The organism is Streptomyces sp. NPDC000348, from assembly GCF_042898795.1.
Taxonomy (GTDB): Bacteria; Actinomycetota; Actinomycetes; order Streptomycetales; family Streptomycetaceae; genus Streptomyces.
Map to the genome: position 1 here is coordinate 456,820 of NZ_JBIAZD010000002.1, position 16,301 is coordinate 473,120.

Below are 16,301 nucleotides of genomic sequence, written 5' to 3' on the forward strand. Positions count from 1 at the left end.
ACACGCGGGTGTCCTCGCCGTGTGGAGTGACCAGGGGGGCGTGCCCCCCGGAACCCTAGTTACGGCCTCCCTGCAGTGCCCGGCGCAGGGGAGCGCCCACCACGCGGCGGGCCCGGCGGTACACCGACGTGGTCGCCGGCGCGGCCGCGGACTTGCGCGCACCGGCCTTCGCCCGGGCCAGGTCCCGCCGCAACCGGGTGTTCTCCTCGGTCAGTTCGCCCACCCGGCTGTTCAGCCAGCCCATGCGGGAGGTGAGGGAGGCGAGGTCGGTGTCGTTCCAGGGGCGCACTCCCGCGGGGAAGTCCAGCGAGCGCAGCTTCTTCTCGAAGGCCGCGCCGCCGTCGCCGTGCGAGAACGTGTTCTCCAGGCCGTTGCGGTCCAGGAACGCGGTGAACCGCTCGAACCGCTCGTGGTGGTTGCCCGTCAGCGCGCCGAGGTCCGTCTCCTCGTACAGCCGCGCCGGGTCGACGTCCTCGGGCAGCTCGTCGATCCGGCGGTGCGGGATCTCGAAGTAGCGGCACAGCTCCAGCGTCCGCGAGTCCGCGCACAGCACGGTCGCGGGCGTGCCGGCCAGCAGCGCGGCGATGTTGCCGTGGATGCGCGAGCCGAAGGAGTAGTCGAAGTCCCTCAGGTCGTCGATCCAGGTGACCGGGTCGACGTAGACGCGGGCCTTGCCCTCCCGGTACATCGGGTGGTCGGGATGCGTCGGCATCGCGGTGACCTTCCCGTTCGGGTCGGACAGGTCCCGCCAGTGCAACTGCCTGGCGTCGCTGAGGTTCTGGCCTATGAACCGCAGGTTCGGGTACCGCGCGTGGGTGCGCGAGATGATCCGCCCCATGCCCGACTTGCGCACGGCGCTGTGCGAGCCGTTGATCGCTATGCGCGAGTCGGCGGTCAGCGCCTGCGTCCGCTTCCGCACGTCGAGTTCCTTGCCGTACATGAACAGCGACGGGCAGCCGATCACCTCGACGTCGCGGAAGCCCATGTCGTTGAGGTACTTCTCGGTGAACTCGCCCCGCACGCCGATCGAGGCGCTGTGGTCGAGCACCGCGGAGACGAACGCGCGCACGGACGCCTCCATCGGCTTCAGCCGGTCCGGGTTGTAGCTCAGTCCGGTCTGCGCGCCGACCCCGAGGACGACCACGGGGATCCGCAGCCGGCCGATCAGCCGGGTGAGCCGCTTCAGGCCCGGTTCGAAGGACGGGCGGAAGGCGTTGGCGAGCGGGACGACGAAGGCGTCGTACTCCTCGTTGATCCGTGCCGCCTCGGCCACCTCGGTGCGCATCTCGTTCGAGATCACCTCGGTGCCGGGCGTCTCGAGGATCTTGTGCGCGGCGTCGCTGAAGATCAGGTTGCCGGAGTTGGTGGCGATGACGTCGCGGTGGAGGGCTTCCTCCACGGACAGGACGTCGTAGGGGCTCTTCCCCGATCTGAGGAGAATGCGCTTCGTGCGGCGAACGTTGTGTGACACACCGTTCAAAATACGTTTGCGGAACGTTTGATTTCTATAGGTGCCGGGCGCAACCTTTTCGCTGGGTGCGGTGCGTGAGTGAACGGTCACGGTGCGCGTGTCCGGGGGCTGGAACGAACGAGCGCCGTGCGACCCGCTTCGCGTAGATTGCCTGACGGGCGGTCGATCGACGTGAGGGGACGGGCGGCAAGGTGGCAGGGGCAAGGCGGGCCGTGGGCGAGGCACGCAGGATCGTCGTCAAGGTCGGCTCCTCGTCGCTGACCACCGCGGCGGGCGGTCTGGACGCGGATCGCGTGGACGCGCTCGTCGATGTGCTGGCCAAGACCCGCAGTGGCGGGGAGCGGGAGATCGTCCTCGTCTCGTCCGGCGCCATCGCCGCCGGTCTGGCCCCGCTCGGGCTGCGCCGCCGCCCCAGGGACCTGGCCCGGCAGCAGGCCGCCGCCAGCGTCGGCCAGGGGCTGCTGGTCGCCCGCTACACCGCCTCCTTCGCGCGCTACGGCGTCCGGGTCGGCCAGGTGCTGCTGACCAGCGACGACATGAGCCGCCGCGCCCACCACCGCAACGCCTCCCGCACCCTCGACAAGCTGCTGGCGATGGGCGCGTTCCCGGTCGTCAACGAGAACGACACCGTCGCCACCGACGAGATCCGCTTCGGCGACAACGACCGGCTCGCCGCCCTCGTCGCCCACCTGGTCCGCGCCGACCTGCTGGTCCTGCTCTCCGACGTGGACGGCGTCTACGACGGCGACCCCGCCCGTCCCGGCACCTCGCGGATCGCCGAGGTCAGGGGCCCCGGGGACCTCGCCCACGTCGAGATCGGCAGCGCCGGCAAGGCGGGCGTCGGCACCGGCGGCATGGTCACCAAGGTGGAGGCCGCCTCGATCGCCGCCGCCGCCGGCATCCAGGTGGTGCTGACCAGTGCGGTGCACGCCGCCGACGCCCTCACCGGCGGCGACACCGGCACCTGGTTCCACCCCACCGGCCGCCGCTCCGCCGACCGGCTGCTGTGGCTCCAGCACGCCTCCGCCCCGCAGGGCTCGATCACCCTGGACGACGGCGCGGTCCGCGCCGTCGTCCAGGGCCGCAAGTCGCTGCTGCCGGCCGGGATCGCGGGCGTCGAGGGCGAGTTCAGCGCGGGCGACCCGGTGGAGCTGCGGGACCGCGAGGGGCGGGCGGTGGCCCGGGGGCTGGTCAACTTCGACGCCAAGGAGATCCCCCTCCTGATCGGCCGCTCGACCCATGAACTCGCCCGGGATCTCGGACCGGAGTACGAACGTGAGGTCGTACACAGGGACGATCTGGTGGTCCTGCATCCGTAATGTGCCGAAACATCCGCCCTCGGTGGTGGACGTTCCGTAAAACCGCTCCGTGAGCCCCGGCGGCCTGCTCAACTTTGTTGCGAGGACACATCCGCCCGACCACCGGGTGGGTCCGCGCCTGAAGGAGGCCGTCGTGAGACGAGTGCGCCCGGGGACGACGTCGTCTCGCGGTGCCGGCTCCCGTGCGGCCGGCGACGAGCGCGCCCTGAGCAGCGTCGCGGCCGGTGACCGGTTCCGGGGCGGCGGCGACCCCGGGGACCTGCCGCGCCTGTGGCACGTCACCCTCAGCGTCTCCGGCGAACCGGCCCCGGTCGCGGAGGTCCGGCGGGCGCTGGAACAGCTCGCCCACGACCACCCCTTCCTGCTGACCAGCCGCTACGCCGACGACCACGCGGAGATCCGGTACTGGGAGGAGGCCCGCGACCTGCACGACGCGGCCGCCGTGGCGCTGCGGCTGTGGGGCGAGCACCGTCGGACCGCCGGCCTGCCGCCCTGGGAGATCGTCGGCCTGGAGGTCATCGACCGGGCCACCTACCACCAGCGCGTCGCGGCGGGGTACGGGCCGGTCCTGGCGACGCCCGTCGGCGTGCATCCCTTCTAGCGCGCCCGAACGCGCCCGGACCGGCGCGGCTCCCGCGGACCCGCTCACGCCCTGTCGGAGTCCCTTGGCCGACGGCCGCGGCGCACGGGGGCAAAAGCGGCGAGCGGCGCATGTCGATTCCGTCTCGGGAGGTGGGACGACGGCCGGGCGCCGGGGGCCGGCGCACTACCCTTTCCCCATGACCACGCTCTCGCCGTACGACTCGATGTCCCCGGTCAGCCAGGCCGCCTACCGCGCCAAGGGGGCCGCCGCCACCCTCGCGCCGCTGCCGCGGGCCGCCAAGGACGACGCGCTGCTCGCCATCGCGGACGCGCTGGAGGTCCGGACGAGTGAAATCGTCGAGGCCAACGCCCAGGACGTGGCCAGGGCCCGCGAGGCCGGCACCGGCGAGGGCATGATCGACCGGCTCACCCTCACCCCCGAGCGGGTGCGCGCGATCGCCGCCGACGTGCGGGACGTGGCCGCGTTGCCCGACCCGGTCGGCGAGGTGGTCCGCGGCTCCACGCTGCCCAACGGCATCGACCTGCGCCAGGTCCGGGTGCCGCTCGGCGTCGTCGGGATCATCTACGAGGGCCGGCCGAACGTGACGGTCGACGCCGCCGCCCTCTGCCTGAAGTCCGGCAACGCGGTCCTGCTGCGCGGCTCCTCCTCCGCCTACCGGTCCAACACCGCCCTCGTGCGCGTCCTGCGCGACGCCGTGCACGGCGCCGGACTGCCCGCCGACGCCGTCCAGCTGGTGCCCGGCGAGAGCCGGGACAGCGTGCGCGAGCTGATGCGCGCCCGCGGCCTGGTCGACGTGCTCATCCCGCGCGGCGGCGCCTCGCTGATCAACACGGTCGTCCAGGAGTCGGTCGTCCCGGTCATCGAGACCGGCACCGGCAACTGCCACGTCTACGTCGACGCGGCCGCCGACCTCGACATGGCCGTCGAGATCCTGGTCAACTCCAAGGCTCAGCGGGTCGGCGTCTGCAACGCCGCCGAGACCCTCCTGGTGCACCAGGACATCGCCGCCGAGTTCCTGCCGCGCGCCCTGGACGCCCTCGCCGACGCCGGGGTCACCGTGCACGCCGACGAGCGCGTGATGGCGTACGCCAAGGACTCCCGCGCCACCGTCGTGGAGGCCACCACGGAGGACTGGGAGACCGAATACCTCTCCCACGACATCGCCGCGGCCGTCGTCGACTCCCTCGACCGGGCCGTCGAGCACATCCGGCTGTGGACCTCCGGCCACACCGAGGCCATCGTCACCACCTCCCAGCAGGCCGCCCGCCGCTTCACCCAGCTGGTGGACTCCACCACGGTCGCGGTGAACGCCTCCACCCGGTTCACCGACGGCGGCCAGTTCGGCTTCGGCGCGGAGATCGGCATCTCCACGCAGAAGCTGCACGCCCGGGGGCCGATGGGCCTGCCCGAGCTGACCAGCACCAAGTACATCGTCACCGGCGACGGTCACGTACGGCGCTGACCCGCACGGGGAGGGGACCGTCTCGGCAGACGGATGAATTTCCCCGCCGTCTGCCCAAAACGACCACCCAGGTCTACTCTGGATCCGTGCCGGAGGACGTGGGGGGCACGCCGTTCCCTGACGGCTGGGAGCCCGACGACGACCACGACCGCGGGGTGTCGGACGAAGAGTTCGCCTCCGTGGTCTTCGACGAGGCCTTCGTACGGGCGGCCGCGGTGCACGAGCCGACCGCCGTCGAACGCCTCCTGGCCGCCGCGCGGGCCAGAGCCGAGGCGTCCGAGGCCGAGGCCCACCGGGCCCGTGCGCGCGGCGAGCGGTACGACGACGGGTACGGCGGCTACCGCGGCGGTTCCGGCTACGACGACCCGGACGACGACGAGGACGCCCTGGAGGACGACCACGGCTCCCCGGGCCCGTACGGCAGGCAGGTGCGCTGGCACCGTCCCGTCGCCTGGATGCTCGCCCTGGTGATGGGCGTCGGCATGGTCGCGCTCGCCTTCTCGGCCGTCTACCGGGGCGCCTCCTCCGGCCGCCAGGACCCGGCCCCGCCGCACAGCACCACCGGCGTGGAGCAGGGCGGCGCGGCGGCGCCCTCCGCCTCGGCCGAGTACTCCCAGCCGACCGTCCCGGTGATCCCGCACGGCGGCCCCTGAGACCGGCCGCCGGCCTGGCGGGAACCTGTCAGAACTTCTGTCCCGGCAAGGCGTTTACCGGGACCTCCCCGGACCTACCCTTGAAGATATGGGAGGGCCTTCGGACCCGCCCGAGGGGACGCCCGAAGGAGCCCCCGGAGGCGGAGAGGACGAGTACAGGTCCGTCGTCTTCGACGAGTCCTTCGTCCGTGCTGCCCGGCTCCAGGAGTACTCCGCCGAGCAGCGCCTCACCGACCACGCGCCCGCCGTGCGCCGCCGTCCGCCGCCGCGCCGGAGCGGCCTGTCCCGGCAGGCGCTGATCCTGGTCATGCTGATCGCCGTGGCCTTCGGCACCGCCGTCTACATGGGCCTGCGCCACCCCTACCGGAACCCCGCCGCGGAGCACCCCGCCGAGCCGCTGCGGATGACCGTCGTCCCGCTCGCCCCGCAGGGCGAGGTCCCCGGCACCGCCGACGTCGAACGGCTGTACGCGCACAGCCCGGCGGCGCAGTTCCGGCCCGGTGCCGAGGGCGTGCCGCTCCCGGCGTCCCGGAGCACCGCGCACTTCTCCGACGGCCAGGTGGTGACCGCGCTGCTCACCGCCAAGGACTACATCGTGCGGTCCGCCCTCGACCCGGGCGTGCTCACCGGCGGTGAGACCCGGCCCGTGCGGGTGCTCCTCGACTCCGGCCAGCTGGACCAGTTCGACCAGAGCTTCGACCGGCCCGCCGCCGACGGACGGCACGCGCCCACCGGATGGCTGGTCCGCTTCGACCCCGCCCGGGTGCGGCTGGCGGACCGCGGGATCCGGGTCCAGGGCACCATGCAGGCCGCCGAGACCGACTCCGCCACCCTCGAGGTCACCACGGACCACACGTTCGTCTACGCGCTGCGCCCGGCCGGCGCCGGCCGGGACGCCGAGGCCTCCCTGTTCACCGTCCGGCGCGAGCTGCACTTCCGCTTCGACCGCGACGACCTGCGCCTGCACCGGGCGGAACTCGTCGTCGCCCACGTCCAGGCCGGCCCCCTGTCCTGCGCCGAGGACTCCGCCGCCCGGCTGCGCCCGCTGCTGGCGGGGCAGACGGTGAAGGGGACCGCCCCCACCGGCACCGACCCGTACGCCACGGGCAGCACCCCGGCCCTGTGCGGCTCCCTCGCCCCGGGCGCCCAGCCGAAGCTCTGAGCGCGGGCGGCGCCGCGTCGTTCCGGCGGGGCGCCGCCGCTCGGCCTTCGGCGGGCGGCGCCGTGCCCGTCACGCACCGCCCGCGCCCGTGCGGTTCCCACCCGCCGCCTTCGCCGGGGGCACCACGCGCGGGGACGGCGGGACACCCCGCGGGGCCGGCCCGGGCCGGGCGGAAAACGCGAATCCCGCCCGGCCGTCCGCCGGCCCACGGCCCCCACGGCCCACGCGGCCCTACGCGCCGTCGCGCGGCGGCGCTTCGTCCTCCGCGCCCGACGGCGTTCCCGGCCCCCCGGGCCCCGGCTTCGGCGGCCTCGGCTCCGAGGACGTGAAACCGCCGAAGCCCCGGCGGACCCGGCCGCCCAGGTCTCCGGCGCCCCCCGCGATGTCGCTGACCAGCTTCATCAGCGGGTCCTTGGAGGTGCGCACCTCGTCCGCGTAGCTGCTCGCCGACTCCCGCCAGGAGTCCCGCACCGAGGTGTCCTTGTCCTCGTCGCGGCGCGGGTAGTGGCCGTCCATGATCCGCTGGTAGTCGCGGGAGGCCTCCCACCTCCTCAGCTCGGCCGCCCGCACGGTGGTGAACGGGTGCGAGCGGGGCAGCACGTTGAGGATCTTCAGCACGGAGTCGCGCAGATCGCCCCCGGCCTCGTACTCCTCGGCCTGCTCCAGGAACGCGTCCACGTTCATCTCGTGCAGGTGGTTGCCGCCCGCGATCTTCATCAGGCCGCGCATCGAGGCCTGCGGATCCTGGCCGACCAGCAGCCCCGCGCGGTCCGCGGACAGCTCCGACTTGCGGAACCACTCCCGCAGCGCCGTCACGAGCGCCATGATCGCGACGTTGCCGAGCGGGATCCACGCGACCCGGACCGCGAGCGAGGTCAGGAACAGCAGGATCGTCCGGTACACCGCGTGCCCGGACAGCGCGTGCCCGACCTCGTGCCCGACGACCGCCCGCATCTCCTCCTCGTCGAGCAGCTCCACCAGACCCGTGGTCACCACGATGATCGGCTCGTCCAGGCCGATGCACATCGCGTTCGGGTTCGGGTCCTGCTTGACGTACATCGGCGGGACCTTCTCCAGGTCCAGGATGTGGCAGGCGTCCCGCAGCATGTCGTTGAGGTGCGCGAACTGCCGGTCCGAGACCCGCACCGAGTCGGACAGGAACAGCAGCCGCAGGCTGCGCTCGGGCAGCAGGCCGCTCAGCGTCTTGAAGACCGTGTCGAAGCCGCTCAGTCTCCGCAGCGCCACCAGCGCCGAGCGGTCGGCCGGATGCTCGTACGCCCGCGAGGAGATCCCGGGGAAGCGCCTGCGCTGCCTGCTCGGCACGCTCTCGCGTCCGTTGTGCTGATGGCCGTCGGACATGTGTCCCCCAGGTGCGTCTGAGCGACCCTTGTGCGGCCCTTCGCTCCCCCGGGGCGGCCGGGGAGGTGCGGGGGTTCCGCTCCGGGTGCTTCCGATCGTGGTGGTGGCGGGCTCCGTGCTCACCGCGTGGTTCCTGTCGCGCGGCTCCAGTCGGAAGGACGACCGGGAGGCGGGGAAGGTTCCTTCCGCCCGTCCCCGCGCCCGCAACGGCGGAGTCGGCGTGATCGTCGCGAAGGCGCCCGCTTACGATGAGCCGACGTCTTTGTCCCGCCCACACGCGATAGGTCCTGCCGAAGATGAGCATCCCCAGCACCGCTGCCCAGTTCGCCACCCTTGCCGCCGAGGGGTCGGAGCACGGCGGCAACCACGAGAGCCTCAGCCCCTACCTCACCGGCGGCGGCGCGCTGTTCGTCCTGCTGCTCCTGCTGTGGATCACCACCCGTTTCAACCGCGACCGCTGAGCCTCCCGCCGGCCGCCCTGGCGGACGGGGTCCTCAGGCCGGGCCGGTAGGGTCTGCACGCATGGGAGAGCAGGACATGCCTACCGGTCCCGGCAACGGCCCGGCGCGGCAGGGCAGGCGCCGTCTCGGCGTGATGGGCGGCACCTTCGACCCGATCCACCACGGGCACCTGGTGGCCGCCAGTGAGGTCGCCGCGCGGTTCCACCTCGACGAGGTGGTATTCGTCCCCGCCGGCCAGCCGTGGCAGAAGAGCCACCGCGCGGTCTCCGCCGCCGAGGACCGCTATCTGATGACGGTCATCGCGACGGCCGAGAACCCGCAGTTCTCGGTGAGCCGCATCGACATCGACCGCGGCGGCCCCACCTACACCGTGGACACCCTGCGCGACCTGCGCGCGCTCAACCCGGACACGGACCTGTTCTTCATCACCGGCGCCGACGCCCTCGCCCAGATCCTCACCTGGCGCGACACCGAGGAACTGTTCTCCCTGGCGCACTTCATCGGCGTGACCCGGCCCGGCCACCACCTGACCGACGCGGGCCTCCCCGAGGGCGGTGTCTCGCTCGTCGAGGTTCCCGCCCTCGCCATCTCCTCGACGGACTGCCGTGCGAGGGTCGCCAAGGGGGAACCCGTCTGGTATCTGGTGCCGGACGGGGTCGTGCGCTACATCGACAAGCGCGAGCTGTACCGCGGCGAGTGAGCCGAGAGGGGCACCGGTGAACGACCGATACGACGCGGGGTACGGGGCCGACGGAGGCGCTCCGTACGAACTCGTCGGCTACGACGAGTACGGCCGGCCTGTCTACCGCCAGGCCACGGACCAGCAGGCCCAGCAGTACGACGGATACCAGCAGCAGGGCTACGGCTACGACCCGTACGGCACGGGCGGACACCAGCAGCCCGCGTACGACCCCTACGGGACCGGGACCGGGACCGGGGCCGGGGCCGGGGCCCCGCAGCAGCCGCAGGCGCCGTCCTACGACTCCTACGACCCCTACGGCGCCCAGCAGGGCGGCCAGGACACCCCGTACGACCCCTACGGGCGGACCGCGCACACCGGGCAGCAGCCCCGCGTCGCCGAGCAGACCGCGCACATCCCGCAGCAGCCCGGCCCGGCCGACGACGAGCCGGGCACCGACGGGACCGCACCGGAGTACCGCACCGAGCAGTTCGCCTTCGTCGAGGAGCCCGACGGCGACTCCGAGGACGTCATCGACTGGATGAAGTTCACCGAGAACCGCACCGAGCGCCGGGAGGAGGCCAAGCGCCGCGCCCGCAGCCGGATCGTCGCCCTCGTCGTGGTGCTCGCCCTGGTCGCGGCCGGTGGCGTCGGCTACCTCTGGTACGCCGGGAAACTGCCGGGCCTCTCCGACTCCGGTTCCGGCACGGGCACCACGACGGCCGCGGGCGCCCAGAAGCGGGACGTGATCGTCGTCCACCTGCACGACACCGCCAACGGCGGCACCGCCACCGCCCTGCTCGTCGACAACACCACCACCGAGCAGGGCACCACCGTCCTGCTGCCCAACTCGCTCACCCTCACCGCCGACGACGGCGCCACCACCACGCTCGCCAAGTCGGTCGAGGACGACGGTTCCGAGGGCACCAGGACCGCCCTCGACACCGTCCTCGGCACCGACATCGAGGGCACCTGGCGGCTGGACACCCCGTTCCTGCTGACCCTCGTCGACCTCGTCGGCAACATCGAGGTCGACACCGACACCGACGTGCCCGACCCGGACGCCGAGAAGAAGGGCCAGGCGCCCCTGGTCAAGAAGGGCAAGGGCCAGACCCTCAGCGGCAGGATGGCCGTCGCCTACGCCACCCACCGCGGTTCCGGCGAGTCCCAGAACGCCCAGCTGGAGCGGTTCGGGCAGGTCCTGCACGGCGTCCTGCGCAAGATGACCTCCGACCCGGACGCCGCCACGACCACCGTCCAGACCCTCGGGCAGATCATCGAGCCGCCGCTCACCGACAAGGACCTCGGCTCCTTCCTCGCCCGGCTCTCCGACCGTGCCAAGGGCGGCGACCACAAGAGCGCGCTGCTGCCCGTGCAGGACGACGGCACGCTCACCGCGGAGGCGAGCGACAGCGTGGTCAAGGACGTCCTCGGCGGCACCGCCAAGAGCCCCGACCCGGACGCCGCCGTCAGCGTCTCCGTGCGCAACGCCACCGGGGTGGCGGACCGCACCGAGAAGGCCCGGGTGGTCCTCCTCAACGGCGGCTTCACCTTCCGGGAGGCCGGCACCGCCGCCGCCACGGAGGCGGCCTCGAAGGTCGTCTACGCGGACGCCGCCGACAAGGAGAACGCCACCGAGGTCGCCAAGACCCTGGGGCTGCCCGCCGGCTCCGTCACCAAGGGCGAGGTCTCCGCGAACGCCCGGGTCTCGGTCGTCCTCGGCCAGGACTACGAACCCGGCTCGTAGCGCGTTCCGGGCGCACCCCCGGTCATCACGTGGGGTGCGCCCGGCGGTCCGTGAGACCCTTGAGGGCAAGTGCCCACCGACCGAAAGCCTCGCAGTGACCGCAACCGACCGTTCCCTCGAGCTCGTCACCGCCGCCGCCCAGGCGGCCGCCGACAAGCTCGCGCACGACATCGTCGCCTACGACGTCAGTGACGTGCTGTCCATCACCGACGCCTTCCTGCTGGCCTCCGCGCCCAACGACCGTCAGGTCAAATCGATCGTCGACGAGATCGAGGAGCGGCTCAGCAAGGAGCTCGGCGCCAAGCCGGTCCGCCGCGAGGGCGACCGCGAGGCCCGCTGGGTGCTGCTCGACTACGTCGACATCGTCGTCCACGTCCAGCACAGCGAGGAGCGCGTCTTCTACGCTCTGGAGCGGCTGTGGAAGGACTGCCCCGAGCTGGAACTGCCCGAGGACGCCAAGGCCACCCGCGGCAAGGCCGCCGAGCACGCCAAGCTGCAGGAGACCGAGGAGGCGGCGGAGCCGGGCGGTGACTGGCGGTGAGCGCCACCGGTGAGGTGAGCGGGCCCGCGCGCCGGGGCCGCCGCGTCATCCTGTGGCGGCACGGCCAGACGTCCTGGAACGTGGAGCGCCGCTTCCAGGGCTCCACGGACGTGGACCTCACCGAGACCGGCGTCGCCCAGGCCCGCCGGTCCGCCCGTCTCCTCGCGGGGCTGAAGCCCGACGCGATCGTCGCCTCCGACCTGAGGCGGGCCGCGGCCACCGCCGCCGAGCTCGCCGCGCTCACCGGCCTGGACGTCACCCTCGACGAGGCCCTGCGGGAGACCTACGCGGGCGTCTGGCAGGGCCTGACGCACGACGAGATCATCGCCAGGTACGGCGACGAGTACACCGCGTGGAAGCGCGGCGAGCCGGTCCGCCGGGGCGGTGGCGAACTGGAGACCGAGGTCGCCGACCGCGCCGCCCCCGTGGTGCTGCGGCACGTCGAGAAGCTCCCGGAGGACGGCACGCTCGTCGTGGTCAGCCACGGCGGCACCATCCGCACCACCATCGGCCGGCTGCTCGGACTCGACCCGCACAACTGGGAGAGCCTGGGCGGTCTCACCAACTGCTGCTGGTCCGTCCTCGGCGAGGGCGTCCGGGGCTGGCGGCTGCTTGAGCACAACGCCGGCACCCTGCCGGAACCGGTGCTCGGCGACGACGACTGAGAGCGCTCCGATCCGGCCCCGGGACGTCCCGGGACCCGGATTTCACTTTCCGGCAGGTCGCAGGCTAAAGTTCTTCTTGTTCGCCCCGCCGAGCGGGACGGAACACCAGGAGGTCACCTCGTGTGGCAACCAGGGGCTATAGCTCAGTTGGTAGAGCGCCTGCATGGCATGCAGGAGGTCAGGAGTTCAATTCTCCTTAGCTCCACATGACGAAGATCCCGCCTCCCTCAGGGGAGGCGGGATCTTTCGTTGTCCGCCGGTGAGCGGCGCGGTCCTGGCACGCGTATAGCTCTGCGAGGCGTCGAGCCGTGTCCCGACCGGTACCACGGCGTCGCTGACCGTGTCGGCCCGGCCGTGGCAGAATCAAACGGCCGGAAGGGGGCGTGGCCCGACGGGAGGGAGTTGTGATGCCTGCGAGCATCCTCGAGGAGGTCGACCACCTCCTCGGAGCGGTGTCGACGCGACGGACCTCGACCCGCCTCGGCCGCCCTTCCCGCGGCTCCGCGCACGTCGCCCGGATGCTCGGCGACGACGGCGGGACCTCCTCCGCGTGCACGGCCTGCGGCCACAGCCGGAGCTGAGCGATGGGTGCACACAGGCGGAAGTGCGACTGGTGCGGCAGCGGGACGCCGATCGTCCGGGACATGGAACCGCTCAATCCCGACTACCAGTACTGGTGCGAGGAATGCGCGCGGGCGCTGATCATAAAAGGCGACCCCATCGAGACGTACCGCGAACTCGAGGGGGAGCCGATCTACGGCCGGCTGCTGGAGGAGCACTGCACGCTCAAGCGCTTCTACTCGTTCGTGACCGCGTAGCCCCCGGCGGGGGCAATTCGGGACACGGACGGGCGAAGCGAAACCGATTTGGTGTTGGCCCGGGTGGACCGTGTAAAGTTGGCGTCGCCGCCGGGGAAACCGGGCGGACAAAGCAAGGGGCTATAGCTCAGTTGGTAGAGCGCCTGCATGGCATGCAGGAGGTCAGGAGTTCAATTCTCCTTAGCTCCACAGAAGTAGAGGGCGGATCATCCGAACGGATGGTCCGCCCTCGCTGGTTGTGTCCGGCCTCGCTCGGTCGTGTCCGGTGGGGTCCGCCGGTGTCCGGTGGGGTCCGCCCCCGCCGGTCGCGGGGGCGGACCCGTGTCAGCGGCCCAGGGCGCGCCGGCCGCGCCCTGGGGAGAGCACCGGCAGATTGCGGGACGGCGCCTTGGCCTGGGGCGCCTCGTCCTCGATGCGCAGGGCCAGGGCCGGGCAGCGGCGCACCGCCCGCAGCGCCTTCGCCTCCGCGAAACGCGGCACCTGGGCCTGAGCCACCGTCGGGAAGCCGTCCGCGCCGAGCTGGAAGACCTCCGGGAGGATGTCCGCGCACAGGCCGTGGCCCCGGCACAGCGTCCAGTCGACGTAGATCTTCTGGCGGCTGGGCCCGTTCTCCTCCCCGCCGCCGCCCGGGATGCCCGTGGGGGCCCTGCCCCCCTCGAAGAGCGGCAGGACGCCCGCCACCGGCCGTCCGCAGCCGTTGCCGAGGACGTGCGCGGCGAGGTCGTCGGTGAACGCCTTGACGGTCGACTCCAGGAACATCGCGGAGCCGTCCGGGTGCGAACACGCGCCGCGCCGCTTCACGTTCTTGGCGACCTGCTTGACCGCCTCCAGGGCGGCGGGACCGCCGCCCTGGAGGATGTCCTCGAGCCCGCGCGCCGCGGCCGGCAGCCCCAGGTAGCAGGGGCCGCACTGGCCCGCGCTCTCCTCGGCCAGCCACTGCGCCACCCGCAGCGACTCACCCAGCGGGCAGGTGTCCTGACTGATCGGCAGGATCGCCCCCGCGCCCAGCGAACCGCCCACCGCGTCCAGGGAGTTGCGGGAGACGATCGCCTCGTTGACGGTCGCCGCGTCGATCCACTTGCCGTGGTAGCCGCCCGTCAGTACCCCCTGCGGCACCGGCGGCGCGCCGGCGAGCTGCAGGACGTAGCGCAGTGGCACGCCCGTCGGGACCTCGATCACCATGGGGCGGGCCACCGCGCCGGACACCGTGAGCATCACGGTGCCCGGCTCGTCGTACAGGCCGGTGTTGCCGTAGCGCTCCGGGCCGATGCGGGCGGCGATGGCGAGCTGGGCGAAGGTCTCGGCGTTGGACAGCAGCGTGGGCGCGCCGCCGACACCGCTCCTGGAGGCGCTGACCTTGCGGCCCGGCGGGACGGCCGGGCCGCCGTCGATGGAGCGGATCAGGGAGGCCGCCGCGCCGGTGACCATGCGGACCGGGTTGCGCTGCACGCGGGCGCGCAGCGCGGAGCGGCGTCCGTTGTTCAGGCCGCGTTCGGCGAGCGCGGCCTCCATGGAGCGCTGGGTGGACTCCCGGGTGACCCCCACCACGAGCGTGCGGGCGCCCATGGCCTCGGCGCACAGCAGCGCGCCGTCCAGGATGAGGTGCGGGGCACGGTTGATCAGTACCGTGTCCTTGCGGCAGGCCGGCTCGTCCTCGCTGCCGTTGACGACGACGACCGGCCGCACGCCGCGCTTGATCGCCGATTCGGCGACCGAGCGCAGCTTCTTGTGGAAGGGGAACCCCGCGCCGCCTCGGCCCCTGAGGTTGATGCGTTCGGCGAGCTGCGCGAGCTGCTCACCGCCCAGGGGTTCGAGCGGCCCGTGCACCTTGAGGTGCATGGGCAGATCGAGCCGGTCGACAAGGTCGAAGCCCGACGTGAGCTGGGGAAGCCCGACCACGCGGACTTCGGGTACGTCGGGCAGGGCCTCGTTCACTTAAAGCCTCCGGAAGGCGCGTTCCAAGGTTCGCCCGAACCCGGTGCGCCGAAGTCGTGGGACGACGGGGGCGACGCACCGGGGAGTGGTTCATTGGCGGGACCGCTGTTGTACGTGTCACCCGGGTTGTACGTGGCGTGGAGGCCGTTCGTCTCACCGGTGTCGTACACATCACGTGAACCGAACCCGGAGCCGGCCGAATTGTCATAGGCCGGGATGGTGTATCCGGTGTCGTTGAGCGGGTCGTACGCCGACGGCGGGGCCTCGCCGACCGGCGGTGGGGACGGGATCGGCCAGCTGCCCGAGGTGCCGGAGGAGCCGTCCACGCGCGGGACGGCCTCCGTGGGCCGCATGTCCGGCGGCAGTTCCATGCGGGCGGTCGCGTCGGTGAGGGGCGTCTGCCCGGCGGGCGGGCGGCCGGGCGTCGACACCGCGCGGTAGGCGGCCGCGAAGCCGTTCGCCGGTTCCGGGGCGGGGGCGCGTTCGGCGGTCTCGTACAGCGGGCGTTCGCCGCGCGGGCGCTCGCCCCGCGGGCGCTCGCCCCGCCACTCGGCGTCCCCGCGCGGGCGCTCGCCCCGCGCGGAGCCGCGCCCGCCGCCGTATCCCGGCAGGGGGGACCCGGCCGCCCGGGACCTGCTCTCCTTCAGCTGCTCCCCGCGGCCCCGCTGCTGGTCGGCGGTGCCGAGCAGCGCGGTGATCCGGTCGGCGATCCTGCGCTTCACGCGGGGCGGGGAGGCGCGCACGGCGAGGGCCGCCGTGACGCCGACCACCGACAGCCCGTAGAGGACCAGGAAGACCGGCTTCGCCGCCCGACCCGCGTAGAGGCCGTGCACCAGCGCGGCGCACCAGGCCGGATAGGCCAGCATGTGCATCGCCCGCCAGCGGGCCGCGACCGGCGCCGGGGAGGCGAAGCGGTTGCGCAGCACACCGGTGACGCCCACGAAGGACATCAGCAGGCCGGCGAGGGTGCCGAGCCCGATGAGGAAGGACCTGCCGGTGACGGCCTCGTCGTCGGTGAGGAGCAGCCCGAAGGGGATCACCGCGGCGATCCACGTGGTGTGCTCCTGCAGCAGCTTGACGACGATGTGCACCAGCAGGAAGGCGACCGAGGCGACCGCGGTCGTCCGGTGCACCGCCTGCGCCAGGATCCGCTGGCGGGGGCCGAGCAGGATGCGGTCCTGGGCGACGAGTCCCCAGATCACCGAGCAGCTCAGACAGACCAGGGACAGGACACCCGCACCGAAGCTGAGGAACTCGACGAGCCAGTCGTCCGCCGTGCTGTCGTCCGGCCTCACGACCTGCCTCCCGGCGTCACGGCGCGCAGCGGGCACGGCGGAGCCGCAGCCGACCGGCCCCGGGCGGGGGGTGGGCTGCTGTCTGGGCGAGGGTTCATGGGGCAACTCCGAAGGTTCGGTAAAGCGGTCC

16 protein-coding genes and 2 tRNA genes are annotated in these 16,301 nt (G+C 72.8%); 14 read left to right on the top strand and 4 right to left on the bottom strand.

What is annotated here, in order from left to right:
- Nucleotides 1-55: 55 nt before the first annotated feature.
- Entirely contained in the window at nt 56-1,471 is a 1,416-nt protein-coding gene (locus ACFY3N_RS05885; RefSeq protein ID WP_390815387.1) for a polysaccharide pyruvyl transferase family protein, read from the bottom strand.
- 191 nt (nt 1,472-1,662) lie between these two features.
- On the opposite strand from ACFY3N_RS05885, the gene proB reads away from it, so the two are divergent.
- From proB to ACFY3N_RS05910, 5 genes are all read left to right on the top strand, one after another.
- Nucleotides 1,663-2,790 carry a glutamate 5-kinase gene (gene proB, locus ACFY3N_RS05890; protein WP_390815388.1) on the top strand — a complete coding sequence of 376 codons (1,128 nt, stop codon included), beginning with the start codon at nt 1,663-1,665 and terminating at the stop codon, nt 2,788-2,790.
- Nucleotides 2,791-2,923: 133 nt separating this feature from the next.
- The gene (locus tag ACFY3N_RS05895; protein WP_390815389.1) at nt 2,924-3,391 is read left to right on the top strand and encodes a hypothetical protein; all 468 of its coding nucleotides are present in this window, start codon (nt 2,924-2,926) and stop codon (nt 3,389-3,391) included.
- 178 nt (nt 3,392-3,569) lie between these two features.
- Nucleotides 3,570-4,856, top strand: coding sequence for a glutamate-5-semialdehyde dehydrogenase (locus ACFY3N_RS05900; protein WP_390815390.1), 1,287 nt, complete (start codon nt 3,570-3,572; stop codon nt 4,854-4,856).
- 86 nt (nt 4,857-4,942) lie between these two features.
- The gene (locus ACFY3N_RS05905) at nt 4,943-5,509 is read left to right on the top strand and encodes a hypothetical protein (protein ID WP_390815391.1); all 567 of its coding nucleotides are present in this window, start codon (nt 4,943-4,945) and stop codon (nt 5,507-5,509) included.
- 88 nt (nt 5,510-5,597) lie between these two features.
- Entirely contained in the window at nt 5,598-6,671 is a 1,074-nt protein-coding gene (locus ACFY3N_RS05910) for a hypothetical protein (protein ID WP_390815392.1), read from the top strand.
- 231 nt (nt 6,672-6,902) lie between these two features.
- On the opposite strand, the gene ACFY3N_RS05915 is transcribed toward ACFY3N_RS05910, so the two are convergent.
- Entirely contained in the window at nt 6,903-8,030 is a 1,128-nt protein-coding gene (locus ACFY3N_RS05915; RefSeq protein WP_390815393.1) for a M48 family metallopeptidase, read from the bottom strand.
- Between the two features lie 296 nt (nt 8,031-8,326).
- Between ACFY3N_RS05915 and ACFY3N_RS05920 the strand changes: the two genes are divergently transcribed.
- The 9 genes from ACFY3N_RS05920 to ACFY3N_RS05960 all read left to right on the top strand — a co-directional run bounded on the left by ACFY3N_RS05920 (nt 8,327) and on the right by ACFY3N_RS05960 (nt 13,130).
- Entirely contained in the window at nt 8,327-8,491 is a 165-nt protein-coding gene (locus ACFY3N_RS05920; RefSeq protein ID WP_390815394.1) for a hypothetical protein, read from the top strand.
- A gap of 61 nt (nt 8,492-8,552) precedes the next feature.
- On the top strand, nt 8,553-9,191 hold the full coding sequence (gene nadD / locus ACFY3N_RS05925) for a nicotinate-nucleotide adenylyltransferase (protein ID WP_390815395.1): 639 nt from the start codon (nt 8,553-8,555) through the stop codon (nt 9,189-9,191).
- A 16-nt stretch (nt 9,192-9,207) separates the two neighbouring features.
- The gene (locus tag ACFY3N_RS05930; RefSeq protein WP_390815396.1) at nt 9,208-10,917 is read left to right on the top strand and encodes a LytR C-terminal domain-containing protein; all 1,710 of its coding nucleotides are present in this window, start codon (nt 9,208-9,210) and stop codon (nt 10,915-10,917) included.
- Nucleotides 10,918-11,011: 94 nt separating this feature from the next.
- A complete protein-coding gene (rsfS, locus tag ACFY3N_RS05935) occupies nt 11,012-11,458 on the top strand; it encodes a ribosome silencing factor (RefSeq protein WP_390815397.1) in 447 nt (148 codons plus the stop codon).
- Entirely contained in the window at nt 11,455-12,123 is a 669-nt protein-coding gene (locus tag ACFY3N_RS05940; RefSeq protein ID WP_390815398.1) for a histidine phosphatase family protein, read from the top strand. The genes rsfS and ACFY3N_RS05940 overlap by 4 nt, the downstream gene beginning before the upstream one ends.
- A 132-nt stretch (nt 12,124-12,255) precedes the next feature.
- A tRNA-Ala gene (locus ACFY3N_RS05945) sits at nt 12,256-12,328 on the top strand.
- 202 nt (nt 12,329-12,530) lie between these two features.
- On the top strand, nt 12,531-12,704 hold the full coding sequence (locus ACFY3N_RS05950) for a hypothetical protein (protein WP_390815399.1): 174 nt from the start codon (nt 12,531-12,533) through the stop codon (nt 12,702-12,704).
- Nucleotides 12,705-12,707: 3 nt separating this feature from the next.
- Complete coding sequence (locus ACFY3N_RS05955; protein WP_019523121.1) at nt 12,708-12,941, top strand: hypothetical protein; 234 nt, start codon at nt 12,708-12,710, stop codon at nt 12,939-12,941.
- Nucleotides 12,942-13,057: 116 nt separating this feature from the next.
- A tRNA-Ala gene (locus ACFY3N_RS05960) sits at nt 13,058-13,130 on the top strand.
- 135 nt (nt 13,131-13,265) lie between these two features.
- On the opposite strand, the gene ACFY3N_RS05965 is transcribed toward ACFY3N_RS05960, so the two are convergent.
- Together ACFY3N_RS05965 and ACFY3N_RS05970 are read right to left on the bottom strand one after the other, a co-directional pair.
- Nucleotides 13,266-14,876 carry an NADH-ubiquinone oxidoreductase-F iron-sulfur binding region domain-containing protein gene (locus tag ACFY3N_RS05965; RefSeq protein WP_390815400.1) on the bottom strand — a complete coding sequence of 537 codons (1,611 nt, stop codon included), beginning with the start codon at nt 14,874-14,876 and terminating at the stop codon, nt 13,266-13,268.
- The gene (locus ACFY3N_RS05970) at nt 14,873-16,171 is read right to left on the bottom strand and encodes a cytochrome b/b6 domain-containing protein (protein WP_390815401.1); all 1,299 of its coding nucleotides are present in this window, start codon (nt 16,169-16,171) and stop codon (nt 14,873-14,875) included. Before ACFY3N_RS05970 ends, ACFY3N_RS05965 begins: the two co-directional genes overlap by 4 nt.
- Nucleotides 16,172-16,301 lie beyond the last annotated feature (130 nt).